Origin of the sequence: Neoasaia chiangmaiensis (assembly GCF_002005465.1) — a bacterium.
Taxonomy (GTDB): Bacteria; Pseudomonadota; Alphaproteobacteria; order Acetobacterales; family Acetobacteraceae; genus Neoasaia; species Neoasaia chiangmaiensis.
The window spans coordinates 2,356,533-2,377,500 of the sequence record NZ_CP014691.1; the positions used below are offsets into that span (position 1 = coordinate 2,356,533).

Below are 20,968 nucleotides of genomic sequence, written 5' to 3' on the forward strand. Positions count from 1 at the left end.
AGCCGAAACCGATGTCCGATACCCTATCGCCCGAAGTCCCGGCCGCCGCGTCGCCCAGCAGCAACGTCGTCGGTCGCGTCACCCAGATTCGTGGCCCCGTCGTCGACGTGCAGTTCGAGGGATCGCTGCCGCATATTCTCAACGCGTTGCACGTCCAGAACGGCGACCAGACGCTGGTTCTGGAAGTTGCACAGGAAATTGGCGAGCGCGAAGTGCGCTGCATCGCCATGGACAGCACGGACGGCCTGACGCGTGGCCAGCCAGTGCAGGACACTGGTGCGCAGATCACCGTGCCGGTCGGTCCGGCGACGCTGGGTCGCATCCTCAATGTCGTCGGCGAGCCGATCGACGAGCGGGGACCGGTCAATGCCGAGAAGCGTTATCCAATTCATCGCAAGGCACCGTCCTTCGAGGATCAGGCGGCTGCTTCCGAAATTCTGGTGACGGGCATCAAGGTTGTCGATCTGCTTTGCCCCTACCTCAAGGGCGGCAAGATCGGTCTGTTCGGTGGCGCCGGCGTCGGCAAGACCGTGATTATTCAGGAACTGATCAACAATATCGCCAAGGCGCATGGTGGCGTGTCCGTTTTCGCGGGCGTCGGCGAGCGTACGCGTGAGGGTAACGACCTGTATTTTGAAATGCAGGATGCGGGCGTCATCAAGCTTGGCGAGAATGGCTCGACCGAAGGCTCCAAGGTCGCCCTGGTCTATGGCCAGATGAACGAACCGCCGGGCGCGCGTGCGCGCATCGCGCTTTCGGGTCTTTCCCTGGCGGAATATTTCCGTGACGAGGAAGGGCAGGACGTTCTGTTTTTCGTCGATAACATCTTCCGCTTCACGCAGGCGGGTTCGGAAGTTTCGGCGCTTCTGGGTCGTATTCCTTCGGCCGTTGGCTACCAGCCGACGCTCTCCACTGAAATGGGCGCGCTCCAGGAGCGCATCACCTCGACCAAGAAGGGTTCGATCACTTCGGTCCAGGCCGTCTATGTCCCCGCCGACGATCTGACCGATCCGGCGCCGGCTGCGACCTTCGCGCATCTGGATGCCACGACCGTGCTGAACCGTTCGATTGCGGAGATGGGCATCTACCCGGCTGTGGACCCGCTGGACTCCACGTCGCGTTCGCTCGATCCGAAGATCGTCGGCGAAGAGCATTATGAGGTCGCGCGCGCCGTTCAGAAGACCCTCCAGACCTACAAGGGTTTGCAGGACATCATCGCGATCCTGGGCATGGACGAACTGTCCGAGGACGACAAGAAGACGGTGGCACGCGCACGCCGCATTCAGCGCTTCCTGTCCCAGCCGTTCCATGTGGCCGAGGTCTTCACGGGCGCGCCGGGCAAGCTGGTGTCGCTGGAAGACACGGTTCGCAGCTTCAAGGAAGTGATCGACGGCAAGCACGACGATCTGCCGGAAGGTGCGTTCTACATGGTCGGTCCGATCGAAGAAGCCGTTGCCAAGGCACAGAAGATGAAGGAGTCGGCGTAAGCCCATGCCGCTTCAGGTCGAAATCATCAGCCCGGAGAAGGTCCTCTTCCGCCGCGAGGTGGACATGGCCGTCATGCCGGGCTCGGAAGGCGATATCGCCGCGATGCCCGATCATGCGCCGCTGATGCTGGCGTTGCGTGGTGGCGTAGTGTCGATCTACGCGGGTGATCGCATAACCGATCAGTTCTTCGTTGGTGGTGGCTTCGCCGATATGACGGCGGATCGTTGCACGATCCTTGCTGACGAAGCATTGCCTGTTTCGGAAATCTCGGTCGATGATGCGCGCAGCCGTCTGGCTGAACTCGAGACATCGTTCGCGAATGTCACGGCTGAGGACGTGACATTGCAGGACACGATGTCCAGGCGGATTCAGTCTGTTCGTGCGGAGATCGAGGCGGCCGAGACCTCGCATCCGACGCACTGAGAACGGATACTGTTGACGAAGAAGGCGGCTTTGTGCCGCTTTTTTTGTGCCTAGACGTATCGTTGTCATGGTTCGTCATTGACGAAACGATATTCCAGCCTCTCCTGTCGATATATTCAGGCGCTCAGTGCATCCAGCAGGGGCACATCGGCACGGCGTGACAAGGCTTGCCGATAGGCTTCAACGACCGATGGATAGATGATGCCGTGAATGATGGACATACTGTGCAGATGCGCGAAAAGATGGATGTCATCGACCGACAGGACGCCGTTCACCGCGTCTGGTGAGCAGATGGCATGCGCCAGTTCCGTCAGCGCGTGGTTCAGGAATTCGATCTCTGCCTGACTGTTGGCGAGAATGTCGCCGAATGCGCCGCTGGACGCTTCCTTGTTGCGGATGAAATAGGCGCGCGCCGTCGTCGTCGCGAATTCGGGCAATGGAGCTGCCGCCGCGCGCGGCAGAAACAGCCGGTAAAGTGGCGCGCTCGTCTTCCTGATCCATTCGCCGATCGCGGGATTCGTCTTGCCCGTCAGAACCGACGTGCCGATGGCATCGATATGGGCCACGATGTCCATGCTTTCCGGTATGAAGCGGCCGTCTTCTTCCAGAATCGGCACCTGCTTGCGTCCGACCATGCGTACAGGCGTGGCTTCGTCATCGTTCAGCAGTACGATGCGCTCGACCGGAAGCGTCTTCAGGCCGAAGATTGCTTCCGCTTTGACGCAAAAGGGGCAGTGTTCGTAGATGTAGAGTTTACGCGGCATGATGGTCTTTCTCGGAACGCCAGTGGTCGGTCGCGATATCGATTGCCGAACACATGTCGAATAATCGGGTCGGGGCATCGCCGACCATAGCTTTCATCACCTTGCCGTTCTGCGTCAGCAACCGATCGATGGCAGGAAAGCGGTCGATATCGGTTTCCGGCAGGGAATAGAGCGACCATTTGCCGTCTCTGGTCGGCATGCCGTCCCAGTAGCGCGGAGCATCCGGACGGGCCCGTCGTTCCGCGAGGTGCAGGGCAGTGCAGGTCTCGAAGCCGACACCGATCATCAGGATGCGTGCCTGAAGACGATAGAGGGTCGCGAGGGGTGACGCATCGCCGAATGGATCGTCGAGCGGCTGTTCCCGCAGGATCGTTTCCGCCTGTGGCCCGATGGCGCAGAAGGAGCACGATGGATGGACGCTACGCCGGACCTGAGGCCAGGTGCGAAACCGCTCCGCGACGATGCCGACCCCGCGTGTAGGCGTTGTGACCGGATCGAACGGCGGCATGTTGGCACGGATGCTCTCCAGCCAGGAAGACGGTACGGGTGGCGAGGACCAATGCGCCGGATCGGTTATATGGCTCGACTGGGCGGGCATGACCAGTGTGCCCCCGGCAGGCAGGATCGTGTCGCATAAGGCGGCAAGCAGGGTTTCCGCCCCGCCGCATGTCCAGCCGATGCGGCTGAGCGCGACATGCATCAGCACGATGTCGTCAGGTCGCCCGAGACCCATATGTTGCAGATCGGCGCGAAGGGATGCGTAGGTTTTCGGTGCGGATGTGGCTGCGATCAGTGCGGCTTCGCGTGCGCTCATCCGCGGCCCCGATAGCCCGGCACGTCCTGCGTGGGAATCCAGACGCCATCCGGTGGGGCACCGGTCTGCCAGAAAACGTCGATCGGAATGCCGCCGCGCGGATACCAGTAGGCCCCGATCCGCAGCCATACCGGCGAGAGTTCCTCGACCAGGCGTGTTGCGATGCTGATGGAGCAGTCCTCATGGAATGCGCCGTGATTGCGGAAGCTGGTGAGGTAGAGCTTGAGGGATTTGCTCTCCACGATCCATTGGTCGGGAATATAGTCGATGACGATGTGCGCGAAATCCGGCTGGCCGGTGACCGGGCAGAGCGACGTGAATTCCGGTGCGGTGAAACGCACGACGTATTGCCGCCCCTGATGCGGGCTGGGGACGCGGTCGAGAGTTGCTTCCTCCGGGCTTTGTGGCTGCGCGGTGTGCTGTCCGAGCTGGCGGAGAGCGTCGAGATCGTTTTGGGCTGTGGTCATGTCCTGCCGCCTTGGTGTAGGAGGGGGGAATGCGTGACTCCGCCGCCGGCTTCCCGGCTCCCCGTATCGTGTCGTCAACTGCCGATTTGGCGCAATTATGCGATTTGCTCAAGCGCGAGCCGTTCGTCACGATTGATACCGAGTTCGTGCGCGAGAAGACATATTGGCCGGAATTGTGCCTCGTGCAACTGGGCGGGACGCGCGATGTCGCTGTGGTCGACACGCTGGCGCCGGGTATCGATCTGGCCCCGCTGGCGACGCTGCTGGATGATGCGGCGTGCATCAAGGTGTTTCACGCCGCGCGTCAGGATCTGGAGATTTTCCTTCACCTGTTCGATCGTCTGCCGCAATCGATCTTCGATACGCAGATTGCCGCCATGGTTGCCGGTTATGGTGATCAGATCGGCTATGATGCGCTGGTAAATGCGGTCACGGGTGGCACGATCGACAAGACGCATCGCTTCAGCGACTGGTCTGCGCGTCCGCTGTCGGCGGCGCAGATCGCGTATGCCGCAGCCGATGTCACGCATTTGCGGACCGTTTATGTGTCGCTCCGTGCGGAACTGGAAAAGCAGGACCGATTGCACTGGGCGGATGCCGAGCAGGCGATCCTGACCGATCCGACCACGTTCCGGCCTGATCCGCGCAGGATGTGGGAACGCCTGAAGGCGCGCACGAACAACCGCCGCATGCTGGCCGTATTGCGTGAAGTTGCCGCCTGGCGGGAAATGGAGGCGCAGCGGCTCGACCTTCCCCGCCAGCGCCTGGTCCGCGATGAGAGTCTGCTGGAAATCGCTGCCGTGCAGCCGGCGACGCCCGATGCCCTGGCGCGGGTGCGTGGCGTGACGCGCGGTTTCGCCGATGGCGCTTCCGGTGAAGGTCTGCTGGCGGCCGTCCGCGTGGCGTTGGCTTTGCCCGATGGCGAGTTGCCGCGGCCGCCGCGCAAGCCGGATGGGGCAAAGCCGTCTGCGGCGTTGGTGGCGATGTTGCGTGTTCTGCTCGCCGCGAAATGCGAACAGAACCGGGTCGCGCCCAAGCTGGTGGCAACGGGGGAGGATCTGGACAAGCTCGCGCTGGGCGAGACGGATCTCGACGTGCTGCAGGGCTGGCGCAAGGCGGTGTTCGGGGATGACGCGCTGGCGTTGTTGCGCGGTGAATTGTCGATGTCGGTGGCCGATCGTAACGTTCGGCTGGTGCGCGTTGAAAAGGACGTCTAGGCCGGGACTATTGCGACATTTCGTAGTTCTCCCCGATTTTCACAAACGATTCACACAATATCAACATGATTGCGCGCTGAATTTCCCACAGAAATCATTCAACTGTGCATTGAGGCGCTCTTCTATTCAGCATAAGTTGACGGGCAAGCGTCAGATAAGGGGTGCGGGTAATGGAATGGACTGACGAGGTAATCTCCCGTCTCCAGTCTCTATGGCAGCAAGGCCTTTCAACGGCGGAAATCGGCCGACAGCTGTCGATTACCAAGAACGCCGTGGTCGGCAAGGCGCATCGTCTGGGTCTGCCGCCGCGTCCCTCGCCGATCCGTAAACCCGGCAAGGGTGAAGCTGTCGCGTCCGAAGGTGAGGCCGCCCCTGCAAAGACTGCGGTGAAGGCAACGGCATCATCCGTGCCGCAAGCCGCGCCAGCCGAACGACAGGCGCCGGAGCCGGCCGCGCAGCCGGCTGCCGTGCAGGATAAGCCGGTGCAGCCAGTGAAAGAAGCCGTTGTGAAACCCGCTGCTGTCATGGACGACAAGTCCGACGCCGCCGATGTTGTGCCGTCGGCACCCAAGCCATCCGCGACGGTAAGGCAGCCTGCCGAGAGCAAACCGCGGACCGCAGCCGCCCAGAAGGGCGAGCCGCCGGAATCCAAGGCGGAGCAGGAAGCGCGGCTGATTGCGCAAAGCCTGCGTCCTGTCCTGCGATCGATCACCGGGGAATCGTCGTCCCGGCGGGGCCCGTCATGTTGCTGGCCGCTGGGCGATCCTGGAACGCCGGGCTTTCGTTTCTGCGGTGCGAAGCCCGTGCCCGGCAAGCCTTACTGCGCGGAGCATGCCGCTCTGGCTTATGTCAAACTGCGTGACCGCCGCGATAACGTCGCCTAATCAAGGCGCCGGACGCAGGGGGGGTGGTTTGCCGAAAGTGGCGGCCCTCCTCTATTGCGGCAGGGCGTTGATCTCCTTGACCACGGCTTTCGTCAGATCGGGGACGGACGCCATGACGTCGAGCTCCATCATGTTCTCGTGCTGGCCTGGTTCCTCAAGCGTATTGAACTGGCTGTCGAGCATCTTGGTCGGCATGAAATGCCCCTTGCGTTGGCTTAGGCGCGGAAAGATCTGTTCGCGCGTACCTTTCAGATAAATGAAGCAGACCTGCGTGGTGCCTGCGCAAAGAATTTCGCGATAACGTTCCTTCAGGGCCGAACAGGTGATGACGCCGCACTCGCCCTGCGCGATCCACTTCTGGGCGCGGGCCGCGATTTCCTGAAGCCACGGGAAGCGGTCCTCATCGGTCAGCGGAATGCCCGCGCTCATCTTGTCGATGTTGTTCTTCGGATGCAGTTCGTCGCCTTCAAGCCGGTTCCAGCCCAGCGCGGTGGCAAGTGCGTCCGCCAGTGTCGATTTGCCGCAGCCCGACACGCCCATGACAACCAGAACCAATGGACGCCTGCCCGCCAGCGTCCGGGTCGATGGCACCACGAGCGGTGTGACATGTGGGGCGGATGGCGTATCCGTATGGTGGGCGCGAGCGGAAGCGGAGAGTGACATGGAACAGGCTCCTGACATGGGATTGGCAGACGGTGCGAGAATGTCAGCCTGAAACCATGTCGCGAGCAAGGCGCGCGGCTTCACAAAAAGGAGCGCACATGATCTTGTGAAAGAATACGTTGGCCTTGTCATGCTGCCACAGAGTGTGTTTTCGGATTAAAGCGCGCATGGTCGGGCAGGATGAAAGATGACCGAAAACCGCCTAAAATCAGAGAAACAGGCCAATCGCCGGGTGACAAGCGGACAATATTGAGTTATGGGGCTGCCATTCCATTTGGATAGATGGCTTTCAATATTGGGTTGGCGTCCCCAGACATGGTGACGTCCGGCGGTTTTGTCATTCCGATGTGGCACATGTTGCCGGATGTCGGCGAACCGGGCCGACGCTTTCAATTTTAATATCGATTATGAGGTCACAGGAGTGAACGATAATCCCGACGCCGAAATGCGGCGCTCGACTTCGGAAGTATCCGATCAGGATTTAAGCGAGGACGCCCTGCGTCAGGCGCTGGCGCGGCTGGGTTCGACGCGCAAACGGGCGACGAATTCTCCGAATCCGCGCCCGACACTGGAAAATCGCCGCCGCCGTTTCGTGCAGGACGGGCAGGTTGTGGTCGAACACCATGCGTCGCGTCACACCGTGCGCGGCAATGGTCCGTCCACGGAGGACCAGGAAGAAATCGAACGTCTGAAAAATCTGGTCAAGCTGGAGCAGCGGCGGTGCGAGGACGGTCAGCGCCAGCTTCATGATGTCCAGGTTCAGTTGCGTTCGCTGGAAACGCGCGTCGCGCATGCCGATCTGCATGTCAAGGAATTGCAGGATTTCGTGCGGGATCGCGATGCGAAGATCGCGGTCCTGACGGCACAGATCGCCGCCCGCGCCAAGCCGGCCAACCAGGATGAAGAACCGGTGGAACGCCGTTCTCCGGGGCGTCCCCGAATCAGGCCCGCGCCGGTCGAGGTGGCGGCACGGGATGACGGTGAACCCGAACCCGTGAAATGGTGGATCAAGGCCTGAACGGCTTATCCGGCCTTCGCCTGTGGCGCATTGCCGCCATCGTGGCGGATGTTCTGGCGATCGTTTTGCTGCTGACACAGGGGCTGCTGCGCGGCCTGACCGAATTGCTGCGCGATGTGCTGGTGGCAATCGGTCTGCCGTTCGCCATTCTGTTCGGCATGGCTGGCTGGCGTGACCGGCTTCTTGCGATGACGCAGGTGGCTGGCGGCTTCGAGGCCTCGGGTGCTGCGCCGCTTTGGCTGGTCGGACCGATTCTTGGCGGTTGTGTTTCGCTTGTGGCGGCGGGGATCGCGCGGGGGGGTGCGCGGCGTGCGTGGTTCGGTTTGTCCGGCCTTCTGAATGTTGCTGTTGCGATCGGCGGCGGTTTTCCGCTGATGCTCATGATGGTGCCGGGCGTCATCGCCGCTATATTGGGTGTCGTGAAAGACAGCGTTCCTGACGGCGGGCGATAGCCGCCGCTGCCCACCATTCAGGCCGGAACCAGAATGTCGATCGGAATGCGATCCGCAAAATAGGTCAGGTCCTGCGAGAAAACGGCAAGCTGGTTATCGAGCAGGCTCCGCCATCTGCCGGGTATGGTGAGTCTGGTCAAACGCCAGTCGTGATGCTGGACGCGCAACGACGCATCCGGGTTGAGGACATGAGGGCGTCGTACTGCCAGCACGAGAACCGAGGTCTGTCCGAGATCGCGTCGGAAAGCGATCAGGTGATCCGCCAGCCCGCCGGTCGCGCTGACGGGTGTATAGCGTCCCTCCCGGAACAAGACGTCATGGTCGCGTCGATAATTCAGGACCTCGCGAATCAGACGCTGCTTCACGGCGCCACTACGCCATTCGGCGCATAATGCGGTGAAGTCCTTCGACGCGCCGAGAAGCGCCTGCCGGCGCGGGAAGTCGACGGGGCGCCGGTTGTCGGGATCGACAAGGCTTTCGTCCCATAGTTCCGCGCCCTGATAGAGGTCGGGAACGCCAGGGCTGGTCAGGCGCAGCAGGGTCTGGCTGAGACTGTTGAGTGTCGCGGCAGGCCCGATGCGTTCGACGAATGCCTCCAGTATCGGACGGAAATCGCCTTCCAGAAGCGATGTGACGAAAGACTGGCAGGCGGCTTCGTAAGGCTCGTTGGGCTGGCTCCAGCTGGTGTGTTGCGCGGCTTCGCGAAACGCTTTCTCAAAATAGGCCGACAGACGCTCGGGGAGTGTTTCCAGATCGGCCGGATCGTGCGGCCATGCGCCGATCAGCGTCTGGTAGATGAAAACCTCGTCGGCACGCGTGGGTGCCAGACCTTCGGCCACACGCTGACGGTAACCCGCATTATGCGCGAACCAATGTTCGGCCGTGGTCAGCCAGTCCGTTTCCGGCTCGCTGAGGACCATGAGACGTGCGCGGACATCCTCCCCGCGCTTGTGGTCATGTGTGGCGGTGCTCAGAAGCGACAGGGGATGCGTCTGGAGCCGGGCGATGTTTTTCTCATGGAAACGTTCCGTCGAGGCGGCGAAATATGCCGGATCCGTGCCGACGTCATTGCGTGAAAGAAGACGGTTATAGCGGTAGAACGCGGTGTCTTCGCCGGCTTTCGCCGTCAGGGGTGCCGTCAGATGTTCGAAACGCTCGATAACATCCCGCCAGGCTTCATCTTTTACATGCTGGTCACGCTCCGCATGCAGGAGTGACTGCAACCAGCCAAGCAGGTCGCGTCGATAGACCGGAAGGTGGCGGCGTGCATCGGCGATGGCGAATGAGAGCGCATTCTCGCTCGGCGTCAGATCGTTGGTTTCGGCCTTGTCGGCAAAATAGCTGCGATAAACCGGAAAAGCGAGGCAGATGGTTTCCAGCGCCTCGCTGATGGCATGAAGTGTGAAGTCTTTTCCCGGTACATGTCGGTCGGCGATGTTGAAGATGCGCGCGGCGAGTGTGTGGAAATCGCCGTAAAACGACGATTGCAGTTTTTCCAGCCGGGCGCGTCTCTGAACGGTGTCATAGGTTGACGGTCCGAACCGCTCCCAGAATGCCGTCAGGGGCAATTCGCCCGCCGGATCGTGCAGGACGAGGGCGGCCTGCTCCAGGAACTCGTATCCTGTCGTGCCGGTGACGGGCCAGCAATCCGGCAGCCTCTCGTTTTCCGCGAGGATTTTCTCGACGAATATGTAAGGGGCGGGCCGGCTGGAATCCGCCTGTTCCGCGTGCAGGGCCGTCAGGCGTTCGTGCAGGCGGCGGCAATATTCGGCGGGCCGGGCGAGACCGTCCACATGATCGGCGCGCACGCCGTCGATCAGGCCGTCGCGATATAGATCGAAGATCAGGGCATGGCTGGCCTCGAAGACCGTTTCGTCCTCCACCCGCAGGGCTGCAAGTGTGGTGACGTCGAAGAAGCGGCGCCAGTTGATCCGATCACCGGCAACGCGCCAGAACGCCAGACGATAGTGTTGCCGCTCCAGCAGGTCGGCGAGATGCCCGCGACCGATCGCTGTCCGGGGCGCGAAAACGGCGCCGACCCTGGCCAGGGCCGCCGCGCCCGCGCCGCTCTCCAGCCATTCGTGCAGGGCGTAGGGCGGCACGTCGATACCGGCCGTGTCAAAGATGCGGCGTGTGTCGTCAGGTGAGATCGGAAACCGATGCTCACCGTAATGCAGCATGAAGCCGCCGGAACGGGGCAGGTAATGCAGCGAGATGGCGCCGTCGTTCAGGACGTCGTCCAGCGGCGCGCCGAGGAACGGCAGCAGGATCTTGCCGTGGAGAGATGGATCGGTCGATTGCCAGTCGATGTCGAAAAAGCTGGCGTAGCGGCTTGCCGCGCCATGGGCGAGCACATCTTCCCACCACCGGTTATGCGGGCCGATGCCCATGTGGTTGGGGACAATATCAAGAATGAGCCCCATGTCGTGCTTGCGCAATGCGGCCACGAGATGCTCCAGCCCCGCCTCGCCACCGCGTTCGGGGTCGATGCGTTGGCAGTCGATCGTATCGTAGCCATGCAGGGAACCGGGATTGGAGGCCAGGAGGGGCGAGGCATAGACATGACTGATGCCGAGTGCCGCGAAATAGGGAATCAGGGGGACGGCATCGTCCAGCGTGAAGTCGCGATGGAATTGCAGGCGTACCGTAGCGCGGAGATCGGTCATGATGCGGGTTCCAGGCCGATGACGGCGCAGCGGGGAGGAATAATGCCTCTGGGCCGTGACGAGACGGTGGCATGCAGGAGTTCGGTCGGTTCTTCGATCGGGATATCCGCATCGCCCAGATTCAGGGCGATCGTCAGGTTGGTGCCATCTTTCAATGTCCATCGTGCCGCGACGGCCTTGTCGCCGATCGGTTCGGCGCCGTCGCTGTGCACGCGCGGGTCCAGGCGGGGTACGATATGCTGCTCCCGCAGGGACAGCAGTTCGCGGGTCAGCGCCAGCCAGGCCTTGCCTTGCGTCGTCTCGCGTTCGCGTCGATCGGGACGTGACATGTCGAAGGTCGAGCGCTGGTTGGGGTCAGGGATGCGCGCGCGCGCCGATGGCGTGTTGAAGGATGGAAATTTCGCGAATTCCTTGCGGCGCCCTTCGCGGACGGCGTCTGCCAGTTCATCATGAAAATCGGTGAAGAACAGAAACGGCGTGGTGCAGCCCCATTCCTCGCCCATGAAGAGCATGGGAATCTGGGGGGAGAGCAACAGCAGCGCATAGGTCGCGCGCAGGGCCTGTTCGTCGCATAGCGAAATCAGGCGCTCGCCGAATGCGCGATTGCCTGTCTGATCGTGATTCTGGAGGAAGAGAATGAATTTCTCCGGGGGAAGATCGCTGGAAGCCATGCCGCGTGGCTTGCCGCTATAGGGATTGGTCTGGCCCTGATATTCGAACCCTTCTTCCAGCACGCGGGCGAGATATTCCGTCGGACGATCGGCGAACATCTCGTAATAGCCGTCTTTTTCACCGGTCAGCAGGACGTGAAGGACGTTATGTCCGTCGTCGTTCCATTGTGCGGTGAAACCGTCGCGCAGGAGCCCGGCATCGTTGTTCTCGTTTTCGAGAATGAGATGAACGTGCTGCTCCGGCGGCATGGTTTGCCTGACCTGTGCGAGCAGTTTGCCGAACCAGGCATGATCGGTAATGGCGGATGCCGCATCGATCCGGACGCCGTCGAACCGGAATTCGGTCAGCCAGTACAGAACGTTTTCATAAAAAAAGCGGGCGACCTGTGGCCGGGCGAAAGCAATACCGGCACCCCAGATCGAGTTCTGGCTGTGGTCGAAAAAGTCTTCGGCATATTCGCCGATGTAATTCCCGTCCGCGCCGAAGTGGTTATAGACAACGTCGAGGATAACCATCAGCCCATGACCGTGCGCGGCATCGACGAGGGCCTTCAGGCGGTCGGGCGGCCCATAGGCGGCAGTGGGCGCATACGGCAGAACGCCGTCATAGCCCCAGTTTCGCGTGCCCCCGAAACTGTTGACGGGCATGATCTCGATCGCGGTCACGCCGATGGCGGCCAGTTCCGGCAGGATGTCCTGCACACCGTCGAAACCGCCGAGCAGTCCTGCATGCAGTTCATAGATGACCGTTTCATTCCAGGGGCGACCCTGCCAGTCCTCATGACGCCATGAATAGGCATCGGGATCGGTGACGGCACTGGCGTTATGCACGCCATCGGGCTGGAAGCGGCTTGCCGGGTCGGGAACCGCGAGATCGGGGCGGACGCGATAGGTATAGCGCGAACCCGGCGCGGCCCTGGCGCGGATCGTGAAGGTGCCGTCGTCCTCCCGTGCCATCGGCTGGGGGGCGAGGCTTTCGATTTCGAGCGAGACGGCGTGCGAGGATGGCGCCCAAAGCCGGAACGTGGTCGTGCCATCGGGATTGGGCGTGGCACCGTAATGAGGCCGAAACGAATTGGCGTGACGCGTCATGGCGCGAGGCTTTCAGGATGCGGCGACGGGAGAGAGATAGAGCACGGCCAGCGGTGGCAGTGTCAGGGCCACCGAGCACGGCATGCCATGTGTCGAGAAGCCTTCATCCGCCATCACGCCGCCGCCATTGCCGACATTCGAGCCACCATATTTCTCGCCATCCGTATTGATGATTTCGTGCCAGTATCCGCCATGCGGCACGCCGATGCGGTAATTCTCTCGCGGCAAAGGCGTGAAGTTGCAGATGATGAGAATCGGCGCGGCCTCATGGGCGTGGCGTAACCATGCGAAGACGCTGTTCTGCGTGTCGTCGGCGATCAGCCATTGGAAGCCGTGATGGCTGTGATCTTCGGCATATAATGCGGGGTAGGCGTGGTAGAGGCGGTTGAGATCGGCAACCGTATCATGCATCCCGTGACCCAGCGTGTCGCCCAGGCGATGCCATTCCAGTTCGCCCTCGTGGCGCCATTCGCCACGCTGGGCGAGTTCACCGCCCATGAACAGGAGTTTCTTGCCGGGGAATGCCCACATGAGGCCGAAATAGGCACGAAGATTGGCATGTTTGCGCCAGTCATCGCCCGGCATGCGGTCGAGAAGCGATCCCTTGCCGTGAACGACCTCGTCATGCGAAAGCGGCAGTATGAAACGTTCCGAATAGGCATAGATCATGCCGAAGGTGATGTCGTGCAGATGGTAGCCGCGCCAGAGCGGATCGGTCTGCATGAAGCGCAGCGTGTCATGCATCCATCCCATGTTCCACTTGAAGCGGAAACCGAGGCCACCGGTCTCGGCCGAGGCGGTGACGCCCGGCCAGGCGGTGGATTCTTCCGCGATCAGCATGGCATCGGGGTGCAGTTCGCGCATGACGGTCGAGAGTTCCCGCAGGAACGCCACGGCTTCGAGATTTTCGCGACCGCCGTAGATATTGGGCCGCCATTCCCCTTCCTTGCGGCTGTAGTCCCGGTAGAGCATGGAGGCGACGGCATCGACGCGCAGGCCGTCGATATGAAATTTGCGCAACCAGAACAGGGCGCTGGCGATCAGGAAACCGCGCACCTCGTTACGGCCGAAATTATAGATCAGCGTATGCCAGTCCTGATGATATCCCTCATGGGGATCGGCATGTTCATAGAGATGCGTGCCGTCGAACAGGGCGAGACCATGAATGTCCGCCGGGAAATGCGCCGGAACCCAGTCCATGATGACGCCAATGCCGCCCTGATGGCAGCGATCGACGAAGTGGGCGAAGTCGGCGGGCGAGCCGTGGCGGGAGGTCGGTGCGAACAGGCTCAACGGCTGGTAGCCCCATGAGCCCGAGAAAGGGTGTTCGGTGATCGGCAGCAGTTCGATATGGCTGAACCCCAGACCCTGAATATAGGGGATCAGATTGTCCGCCAGTTCGTTCCAGCTGGTATAGGCATGCCCATGGCCGGGCCGGCGCCAGGATGGGGCATGAATCTCATAGATCGACAGTGGCGATGAGAGGTTCTGTTTCTCCTGACGTTCGGCCATCCATGTGTCGTCGTCCCACGAGAATTCATGAGGGTCCGCGACCACGGATGCCGTCGCGGGTGGCTGCTCGGCGGTAAAGGCGAAGGGATCGGCCTTCCCGGGCAGCAGGCTGCCGTCCGCGGCCATGATCTCGTATTTGTAGCGCTCGCCGGCACCGATTTCCGGGACGAACAGTTCCCATACACCGCCATTGTGACGCAGGCGCATCGGGTGGCGACGACCGTCCCAGATGTTGAAATCACCGATGACGGAAACGCGTCGTGCATTGGGTGCCCAGACCGCGAAGCGTACGCCATGCACGCCGTCGATGGTCATTGCATGCGCACCCATCATCTGGTCGAGCGCGTGATGCCGTCCCTCTGCGAAAAGATGCAGGTCGAGATCGCCCAGAAGCGTGCCGAAACTGTAGGGATCGTACATGTCCTGCCAGCCATCCGCCCAAAGAATGCGAAGACGGTAGGTGGCGCGTAGCGGCAGTGCGGCGGCGTAGACGCCGCGGGTGTCGATCCGCTGCATCGGCTTTTCGATCGGCGCGGATTTCGGGCGGATCACGACAAGGCGCACTTCCTGTGCATCCGGGTAGAAGACGCGCACGACATCCTGTCGTCCGTCACGATGTCGGCCGAGAAGGGCAAAGGGATCGTGACAGCGACCGGCAACCAGATCCTCGATCGCCGCGCGCAGATGAGGGACGTCGGCTTTGCGGTTGGAGATTTCGACAGGCGGCGACGCATCATTCATTGCGGTTGTTTCCGTTAGGGGCGACGATCAGAAGGCCAGGCAGAAGTTGGACTGGGCATGGAATCTGCCGGTTTGCGTCCGGGACGTCGCCCGAACGCAAACCGGCAGGTTATGCGTGCGTGCCGGTTCGCGGCGGCGGCCCGATATGCATGCTGGCACGCGCGCGTGTCGTGCCTTGCGGCATCCGCGCCGCCGTCACGATCCGCATGCCGCGCTTGGGACGGAGCGACACGTCGCCGCGACGGGGTGCGATGTCATCATCCGCATCGGCGCTGCGCGGATCGCGCCCGGCCATCTCGAGGAACAGCCGAGCGTAATACGCGGCCTTGCCTTCCCAGGAAACGTCATGCAGCGCGCCATTGCGTTGCAGCCGGGCCCAGATCGCCTTCTGCCTGAACAGGCCTTGCGCACGCCGTATCGCGCCGAACAGCGTATCGGCATTGGTGGGCGAGAACAGGATGCCGTTGGCCACCCCTTCCGCGATGGCGGCGGAGTTGGCATCGACGATCGTGTCCGACAGGCCGCCGACCCGCGCGGCGATCGGAATGGAGCCGTAGCGGAGCGCGTGGAACTGCGTCAGACCGCAGGGCTCGAACCGTGACGGCACCAGCGATGCGTCCACGGCGGAGTGCAGCCGATGACCCAGCGTCTCGCTGTAGCGAAGATGGCAGACGAGATTGCGGGGATAACGGCTTTGCAGCGTCGCGAAGGCACGCATGATGGCGGCGTCGCCGACGCCGACGATGGCCATCTGAATGGGGTGTTCGAAAAGACGGGGTGCGATTTCGGCGAGCAGATCGGCACCCTTTTGCGTCGTCAGGCGGCTGACCATGCCGAGCAGCAGCGCATCGGGGTTCTGGGGCAGGCCGAACTCCGCCTGGAAAACGCGTTTGTTGGCCCGTCGCCCGACCACGTCGCCAACCGCATAGGGAAAGATGACCGAGGGATCGGCGGCCGGATTCCATTCCTTGAGGTCGATGCCGTTGAGGATGCCGCTCAGCACGTCGGAACGCGAGCGGAGCAGCCCGTCGAGGCCCATGCCCTCCGCGGGTGTCTGGATTTCCTCGGCATAGGTAGGCGAGACGGCGGTCAGACGCGCGGCCATCTGAAGGGCCGATTTCATGAACCCGATCTGGCCGTGATATTCGACGCCATCCATCTGCATCGCATGGTCCGGCAGGCCGAAGGCGTGCAGCAGGTCCCGCGGGAACAGCCCCTGAAAGGCAAGGTTGTGAATGACGTGTGCGACCGGTGGCGCGGCGATGCCGTCGTAGCGGAGATAGGCCGGTAGCAGGCCGGTCTGCCAGTCGTGCGTCTGCACGACGTCCGGTCGCCACTCTTCCCAGCACCCCTGCGCGAGCGAGGCACCGACCCGCGCCAGAACGGCATACCGGATGCCGTTATCAGGCCAGTCGCGTCCGTCGGGCGCGAGATAGGGGTTGCCGGGGCGGTCGTAGAGTTCCGGGACATCGATGGCGAGCAGGGTGTGCCCGCGTGCGTGTCCCTCCCATAGGTCGACCGCGCGACCGAGCACGTCGGGCATGTGCAGGACGAGGCGTCTGTTTTCGAGCGCCGCCATGACGCTTCTGTAACCTGGGAGTAATGTTCTGGTCTGTATGCCATAGCCGCGCAACGCCGTGGGAAGCGATCCGACGACGTCGCCCAGCCCACCGGTCTTGACGAACGGATACATCTCCGATGCGACCGAAAGGAGTTGCAGTTCCGGGGGGGCGGCAATGGGCATTACATCGGTCATGAGACTTCGCCTCGCGCGTTTCTCTATTGCCGCGCTGGGCAACAGGGCTCGTTTGCGAATATGAACGCGTCTCGGGACTGTATGGATGATTCTCACTGTTATTTTATAATTTGTCGGTAACAGGAACGGGGATCGATACGTTGTTGACATGGAAGCGCCATGATCGGCGCGGAAGATTCCAGTCTGATAGGCCCAGCGACATGAGCATACCGTTGAAGAAACGTCTCAAAGAAGGAACGGCGCATGAGAGGGGTGCCGTCTGGGACGGGATCGGCGTCAACTTCGCCATATTCTCAGCCAACGCGACGGCTGTTGAGGTCTGCCTCTTCGACAAGGACGGCAAGACGGAAATCGAACGGATCAAGCTTCCGGAATATACCGATCAGGTCTTTCACGGATGGATTCCGGACATCTATCCCGGGCAACTCTACGGCTATCGCGTGCATGGCCCTTATGAACCGGATGCGGGACACCGGTTCAATCCGAACAAGTTGCTGCTCGATCCGTATGCGCGCGCCCATCAGGGAGAACTGGTCTGGGACCCGGCATTGTTCGGCTACCAGCTTGGACACAAGGACCTCGACCTCAGCTTCGATGAGCAGGACAGCGCGCCGTTCGTGCCGAAATCGGTCATCACACGTCCGGTCCAGGATCCGGTGCACCGCCCCCGCACGCGCTGGTCGGACAGCATCATCTATGAGACGCATGTCAAAGGCTATACGCAACTGCATCCGGATGTGCCGGAAACCTTGCGTGGCACCTATGCCGGACTGGCAACGAAACCGATCATCGACCGCATGAAGTCTCTCGGGATCACGGCTGTCGAACTTCTGCCGACCCAGAGTTTCGTCAATGACCACTACCTGCAGGAAAAAGGCCTGACGAACTATTGGGGTTATAACACGATCGGTTTCTTCGCCCCCGAATCACGATACGCTTCGGACCCCGAAGATCCGGCGGCAGAGTATCGGCGCATGGTGGCGGCTTTTCATAACGCCGGCCTCGAAGTGATTATGGACGTTGTTTATAATCACACGGCGGAAGGCAATGAACTGGGGCCGACCCTGTCGTTCAAGGGGATCGACAACCTGTCATACTATCGGCTGATCCCCGACAACATGCGTTATTACATCAACGATACCGGGACGGGGAACACTTTCAACCTGTCGAACCTCCGGGTAATCCAGTTCGTGGCCGACAGTCTGCGTTACTGGGCGAACGACATTGGCGTCGATGGTTTCCGGTTCGATCTGGGAACCATTCTGGCGCGGGAGCGGCAGGGCGGTTTCGATACGGAATCCGGCTTCCTGCGTGTCTGCCGGCAGGACCCGACGCTTTCCACCGTCAAGCTGATCGCCGAGCCCTGGGATATCGGGCCGGGTGGTTATCAGGTCGGCAATTTCCCACCGAGCTGGGCGGAATGGAACGACAAGTTCCGCGACACGGTGCGTGATTTCTGGCGTGGCGAGGCGCGGGCCGGGGAACTGGCGCCACGTCTGCTGGGCAGTCCGGACCTGTTCAATCATAGCGGGCGGCAGACCTGGGCCAGCGTCAACTTCGTGACTGCCCATGACGGCTTCACGCTGGCGGACTGCACGCGATATAATGAGAAGCACAATGAGGCGAACGGCGAGGGTGGAAAGGACGGTTCGTCCGACAACCGCTCCTGCAACTACGGTACTGAAGGGTTGACCGACAACCCGGAGATCAACGAGACGCGGGAGCGGCAGCTTCGCAATATGCTGGCGACGCTTCTGCTGTCGCAGGGTACGCCGATGATCCTGGCCGGTGATGAGTTTGCACGGACGCAAGACGGCAATAACAATGCCTATTGTCAGGACAGTGCGATTTCCTGGATAAACTGGGATATCAGGGAATCCGGCGAAAGTCTGACTCGCTTCACGACACGCCTTACGACGCTACGCCGCCGCTTTCCCATCCTTCATCGTCATCGCTTCCTGACGGAAGCCTATAACGAGGAGCTCGACATCAAGGAGCTGACATGGGTCAGCGCCGGCGGTGGCGAAATTGCGGAAGACGAATGGGATACGGCCCAGTGCTTCGGCCTGATGCTGGACGGTCGGGCGCAGCCGAGCGGCATCATACGGCGCGGCGCGGATGCGACACTGCTCATCGTCTTCAACAGCTGGCACGATATCGTCGAATTCACCCTGCCGGAGGCGGAAGGCGAAGGCTGGAAACTTCTGATCGACACGAACCAGCCTGAAGCGGGAGATGCCATTGAGGAGAACGTCTTCCCGGCAAAGCATGTTTATGCCGTGACCGGTCGCTCCCTGCTCTTGTTTGCACTGGATGGCAGCGCAACATCTTCCTGATGGATGATGAAGAAAAGCCAGCCATACAGGATTTGCTGGCCCGGCTCCAGAAATCGCGCTTTCGGGCGCGGTTTCATCTGAACCACGCGGCACAGGGTTATCTGGCGCAGCGCGGTATGGACACGATCATGGATCATGCCGCAGCGTTCATCCGCACGCGGCTCGCCCCCATGCATCCCCTCAATGACGGCAAGCAGACGCCGATGCGTGGCCACCCTGTGTTCATTGCGCAGCACGCCACGGCCTCCTGTTGCCGATCATGCCTCAGGAAGTGGCATGGTCTTCCCAAGGACGTCCTGCTGGATGCCGCCCAGCAACGGGCGATACTGGATGTGATCCGTGCGTGGCTGATGCGGGAGATCGACCAGCCCGCATCTTGCGTTAGGCAGGGTTCGCCGCCTCAGGGCGAACTTTTCTGACGCAGGCCATACCCGATGATAGTCGTCTCCTCGATGTCGGCTGCGACATTGAAGGTGAGTGTGCGGCGATGCGGATCAAACTGGCAGGGCCGATCTTCCGCAAGGCGTTCGAACGATCCCAGGCCATGGATGGTGATCTCGATTGACGTCCACCAAGGACGGCGATTCCCCGCCCGTTGTCCCAGCGTGACGATGAAACGGCCGTTCGCCTCGAAGCGCGCCGTGAAATGTTGGCGCAGGAAATCGCCATTACGATAACCGAAACTCTCGCCATCATCGTCGTAAACGTCGCCATCGCATTGATCGGCTGCGTAGATGGCCAGGCGCAGAGGGCCTGATGGTGTTTCGGACGTGAAGGAGATCGTGTCGTGATGCGGAATGATAGCACCGGCGCGGGCATAGACCGGGATACGATCCGCGACAGGTGTGATCGTCACCAGATGGCTTTGGTGAGCAGGACTATTGGCCAGTTCGGTCACGGTGCCGCTGTTGCCCGTTATCTTGGCGCGGCGGTCCGTCTCCACGCGGTAGCCTGTGCGGAAATCGTACCAACCGCCTGGCGGTAGCGTCACCTCGTATTCGCCGGGAATTTCGCCATAGGGTGGCGGCGCAATCAGCAGGGCGGCGCCAAGCATGAATTGCGACGGCGTCTGTCGGTCCAGTACCTCGCCGCCCGAAGCTGATGGAAATTCGAGAAACATGGGGCGCATCATCGGCATGCCGGTGCGGCTCGTTTCCTCGGCCAATGTGTAGAGATACGGCAGCAGCCTGTAGCGTTCCGCAATGGCTTCACGGCGAATGCGCAGATGATCCGGCCCATCCACCCATGGTTCCTGCGGGCGTGTGCCGAGATCCGCATGATTGTCGGCAATGGGATTGAACATGCCGACCTGTAGCCAGCGTGTCAGCAGGTCGGGGTTGGATGAGCCGACGAAACCGCCGAGATTGGCACCGGCAAAGGAGAAGCCGCTTAAGCCGAGACTGAGAAGCATCGGTGTGCTGAGGCGCAGATGCTGCCATGTCGCCACGTTGTCGCCTGTCCATGTCACGCCGTAGCGATGGCCTCCGGCATAGCTGGCTCTCATCATGACAAAAGGTCGCCTGTCCGGTGCGATATTCAGCAATCCTTCGCGCGTCGCGCGGGCGTTGAGCATGCCATAGACGTTGTGGATTTCCGCGTGGCTGGCGTTGCGTGGGGTGAAGCCGGGGGCATCGATCCGGTGCCGGACTTCGGGAATGAATGTGCCCAGATCGTTGAAGATCGCGGGCTCGTTCATGTCGTTCCAGATACCGTCCACCCCAAGCGTGCCGTAGGGCTCCTGAAAAAGATGGGCCCAGTAGGCGCGGGCCCGGGCGTCGGCGAAATCCGGAAAGACGGAGGGTCCGCCCCAGGCTTCATCGACATAGAGCGTGCCGTCGGCGGTGTGAACGAAGGCGTTCTGCTCCAGCCCGAGGCGGTATGGCGCATAAGGTTCGTCCGTAACGCGCGCGATGTGGAGATCCGCGATGAGCACGACCTTGAAGGCCATGACGTGCAGGTCGTCGATCATTTTCCTGAACGTTGGAAAGGCGTTGTCGTCGATCG

Annotated in this window: 17 protein-coding genes (1 of these 17 running past the window's edge); 8 read left to right on the forward strand and 9 right to left on the reverse strand. The window is 61.5% G+C overall.

Translation table 11 applies throughout. The features are described from left to right. Positions 1–11: 11 nt before the first annotated feature. Together atpD and atpC are read left to right on the forward strand one after the other, a co-directional pair. On the forward strand, positions 12–1,487 hold the full coding sequence (gene atpD, locus A0U93_RS11420; protein WP_077807452.1) for a F0F1 ATP synthase subunit beta: 1,476 nt from the start codon (positions 12–14) through the stop codon (positions 1,485–1,487). 4 nt (positions 1,488–1,491) lie between these two features. Then, positions 1,492–1,911 (forward strand): ATP synthase F1 subunit epsilon, encoded by a 420-nt coding sequence (gene atpC / locus A0U93_RS11425; RefSeq protein ID WP_077807453.1) that lies wholly within the window; start codon positions 1,492–1,494, stop codon positions 1,909–1,911. A 116-nt stretch (positions 1,912–2,027) separates the two neighbouring features. Here the strand turns inward: atpC and grxB are convergent, their stop codons facing one another. From grxB to queF, 3 genes are read right to left on the reverse strand one after another with little or no spacing between them, the layout of a single operon-like run. Then, positions 2,028–2,675, reverse strand: coding sequence for a glutaredoxin 2 (grxB, locus tag A0U93_RS11430; protein ID WP_077807454.1), 648 nt, complete (start codon positions 2,673–2,675; stop codon positions 2,028–2,030). Then, the gene (locus A0U93_RS11435; protein ID WP_077807455.1) at positions 2,665–3,489 is read right to left on the reverse strand and encodes an aminoglycoside N(3)-acetyltransferase; all 825 of its coding nucleotides are present in this window, start codon (positions 3,487–3,489) and stop codon (positions 2,665–2,667) included. Before A0U93_RS11435 ends, grxB begins: the two co-directional genes overlap by 11 nt. After that, positions 3,486–3,956: a preQ(1) synthase gene (gene queF / locus A0U93_RS11440; RefSeq protein WP_077807456.1), complete on the reverse strand. Its 471-nt coding sequence runs from the start codon at positions 3,954–3,956 to the stop codon at positions 3,486–3,488. Before queF ends, A0U93_RS11435 begins: the two co-directional genes overlap by 4 nt. A 29-nt stretch (positions 3,957–3,985) precedes the next feature. Here queF and rnd point away from each other — a divergent pair, with 29 nt between their 5' ends. After that, the gene (gene rnd / locus A0U93_RS11445) at positions 3,986–5,173 is read left to right on the forward strand and encodes a ribonuclease D (RefSeq protein ID WP_077807457.1); all 1,188 of its coding nucleotides are present in this window, start codon (positions 3,986–3,988) and stop codon (positions 5,171–5,173) included. 170 nt (positions 5,174–5,343) lie between these two features. Next, complete coding sequence (locus tag A0U93_RS11450; protein ID WP_077807458.1) at positions 5,344–6,057, forward strand: GcrA family cell cycle regulator; 714 nt, start codon at positions 5,344–5,346, stop codon at positions 6,055–6,057. Between the two features lie 51 nt (positions 6,058–6,108). Here the strand turns inward: A0U93_RS11450 and A0U93_RS11455 are convergent, their stop codons facing one another. Beyond that, positions 6,109–6,720, reverse strand: coding sequence for a gluconokinase (locus A0U93_RS11455; protein WP_147150813.1), 612 nt, complete (start codon positions 6,718–6,720; stop codon positions 6,109–6,111). Positions 6,721–7,141: 421 nt separating this feature from the next. On the opposite strand from A0U93_RS11455, the gene A0U93_RS11460 reads away from it, so the two are divergent. Next, entirely contained in the window at positions 7,142–7,738 is a 597-nt protein-coding gene (locus A0U93_RS11460) for a hypothetical protein (RefSeq protein ID WP_245824850.1), read from the forward strand. Further along, the gene (locus tag A0U93_RS11465) at positions 7,720–8,190 is read left to right on the forward strand and encodes a hypothetical protein (protein WP_077807459.1); all 471 of its coding nucleotides are present in this window, start codon (positions 7,720–7,722) and stop codon (positions 8,188–8,190) included. The genes A0U93_RS11460 and A0U93_RS11465 overlap by 19 nt, the downstream gene beginning before the upstream one ends. Before the next feature lie 17 nt (positions 8,191–8,207). Here the strand turns inward: A0U93_RS11465 and treY are convergent, their stop codons facing one another. The 4 genes from treY to glgA form a co-directional block, all read right to left on the reverse strand. Continuing rightward, a complete protein-coding gene (gene treY, locus A0U93_RS11470; RefSeq protein ID WP_077807460.1) occupies positions 8,208–10,856 on the reverse strand; it encodes a malto-oligosyltrehalose synthase in 2,649 nt (882 codons plus the stop codon). Beyond that, complete coding sequence (treZ, locus tag A0U93_RS11475) at positions 10,853–12,619, reverse strand: malto-oligosyltrehalose trehalohydrolase (protein ID WP_077807461.1); 1,767 nt, start codon at positions 12,617–12,619, stop codon at positions 10,853–10,855. The genes treY and treZ overlap by 4 nt, the downstream gene beginning before the upstream one ends. A 12-nt stretch (positions 12,620–12,631) precedes the next feature. Beyond that, the gene (gene glgB, locus A0U93_RS11480; protein ID WP_077807462.1) at positions 12,632–14,872 is read right to left on the reverse strand and encodes a 1,4-alpha-glucan branching protein GlgB; all 2,241 of its coding nucleotides are present in this window, start codon (positions 14,870–14,872) and stop codon (positions 12,632–12,634) included. Positions 14,873–14,981: 109 nt separating this feature from the next. Further along, positions 14,982–16,628, reverse strand: a complete 1,647-nt coding sequence (gene glgA, locus A0U93_RS11485; RefSeq protein WP_077807463.1) for a glycogen synthase GlgA — start codon at positions 16,626–16,628, stop codon at positions 14,982–14,984. A 200-nt stretch (positions 16,629–16,828) separates the two neighbouring features. Here glgA and glgX point away from each other — a divergent pair, with 200 nt between their 5' ends. Continuing rightward, a complete protein-coding gene (gene glgX / locus A0U93_RS11490) occupies positions 16,829–18,964 on the forward strand; it encodes a glycogen debranching protein GlgX (RefSeq protein ID WP_077807464.1) in 2,136 nt (711 codons plus the stop codon). Further along, positions 18,964–19,383: a DUF4186 domain-containing protein gene (locus A0U93_RS11495; protein ID WP_077807465.1), complete on the forward strand. Its 420-nt coding sequence runs from the start codon at positions 18,964–18,966 to the stop codon at positions 19,381–19,383. The genes glgX and A0U93_RS11495 overlap by 1 nt, the downstream gene beginning before the upstream one ends. Here the strand turns inward: A0U93_RS11495 and A0U93_RS11500 are convergent. After that, positions 19,365–20,968: the 3' portion of a glycoside hydrolase family 31 protein gene (locus A0U93_RS11500; RefSeq protein WP_169852752.1), read on the reverse strand. The gene runs 859 nt beyond the window's last position; the window shows 1,604 of its 2,463 coding nt (coding positions 860–2,463); its start codon lies off the right edge, out of view; it ends in the stop codon at positions 19,365–19,367. The genes A0U93_RS11495 and A0U93_RS11500 overlap by 19 nt on opposite strands.

What these genes read in the sequence shown, in the direction of transcription:
- A0U93_RS11450 (WP_077807458.1), top strand. Translation starts at nt 5,344, where the DNA reads ATGGAATGGACTGACGAGGTAATCTCCCGTCTCCAGTCTCTATGGCAG.
- glgB (WP_077807462.1), bottom strand. Translation starts at nt 14,872, where the DNA reads ATGAATGATGCGTCGCCGCCTGTCGAAATCTCCAACCGCAAAGCCGAC.
- atpD (WP_077807452.1), top strand. Translation starts at nt 12, where the DNA reads ATGTCCGATACCCTATCGCCCGAAGTCCCGGCCGCCGCGTCGCCCAGC.
- grxB (WP_077807454.1), bottom strand. Translation starts at nt 2,675, where the DNA reads ATGCCGCGTAAACTCTACATCTACGAACACTGCCCCTTTTGCGTCAAA.
- A0U93_RS11465 (WP_077807459.1), top strand. Translation starts at nt 7,720, where the DNA reads ATGGTGGATCAAGGCCTGAACGGCTTATCCGGCCTTCGCCTGTGGCGC.
- A0U93_RS11435 (WP_077807455.1), bottom strand. Translation starts at nt 3,489, where the DNA reads ATGAGCGCACGCGAAGCCGCACTGATCGCAGCCACATCCGCACCGAAA.
- treZ (WP_077807461.1), bottom strand. Translation starts at nt 12,619, where the DNA reads ATGACGCGTCACGCCAATTCGTTTCGGCCTCATTACGGTGCCACGCCC.
- treY (WP_077807460.1), bottom strand. Translation starts at nt 10,856, where the DNA reads ATGACCGATCTCCGCGCTACGGTACGCCTGCAATTCCATCGCGACTTC.
- atpC (WP_077807453.1), top strand. Translation starts at nt 1,492, where the DNA reads ATGCCGCTTCAGGTCGAAATCATCAGCCCGGAGAAGGTCCTCTTCCGC.
- queF (WP_077807456.1), bottom strand. Translation starts at nt 3,956, where the DNA reads ATGACCACAGCCCAAAACGATCTCGACGCTCTCCGCCAGCTCGGACAG.
- A0U93_RS11495 (WP_077807465.1), top strand. Translation starts at nt 18,964, where the DNA reads ATGGATGATGAAGAAAAGCCAGCCATACAGGATTTGCTGGCCCGGCTC.
- glgX (WP_077807464.1), top strand. Translation starts at nt 16,829, where the DNA reads ATGAGCATACCGTTGAAGAAACGTCTCAAAGAAGGAACGGCGCATGAG.
- A0U93_RS11455 (WP_147150813.1), bottom strand. Translation starts at nt 6,720, where the DNA reads ATGTCACTCTCCGCTTCCGCTCGCGCCCACCATACGGATACGCCATCC.
- rnd (WP_077807457.1), top strand. Translation starts at nt 3,986, where the DNA reads ATGCGTGACTCCGCCGCCGGCTTCCCGGCTCCCCGTATCGTGTCGTCA.
- glgA (WP_077807463.1), bottom strand. Translation starts at nt 16,628, where the DNA reads ATGACCGATGTAATGCCCATTGCCGCCCCCCCGGAACTGCAACTCCTT.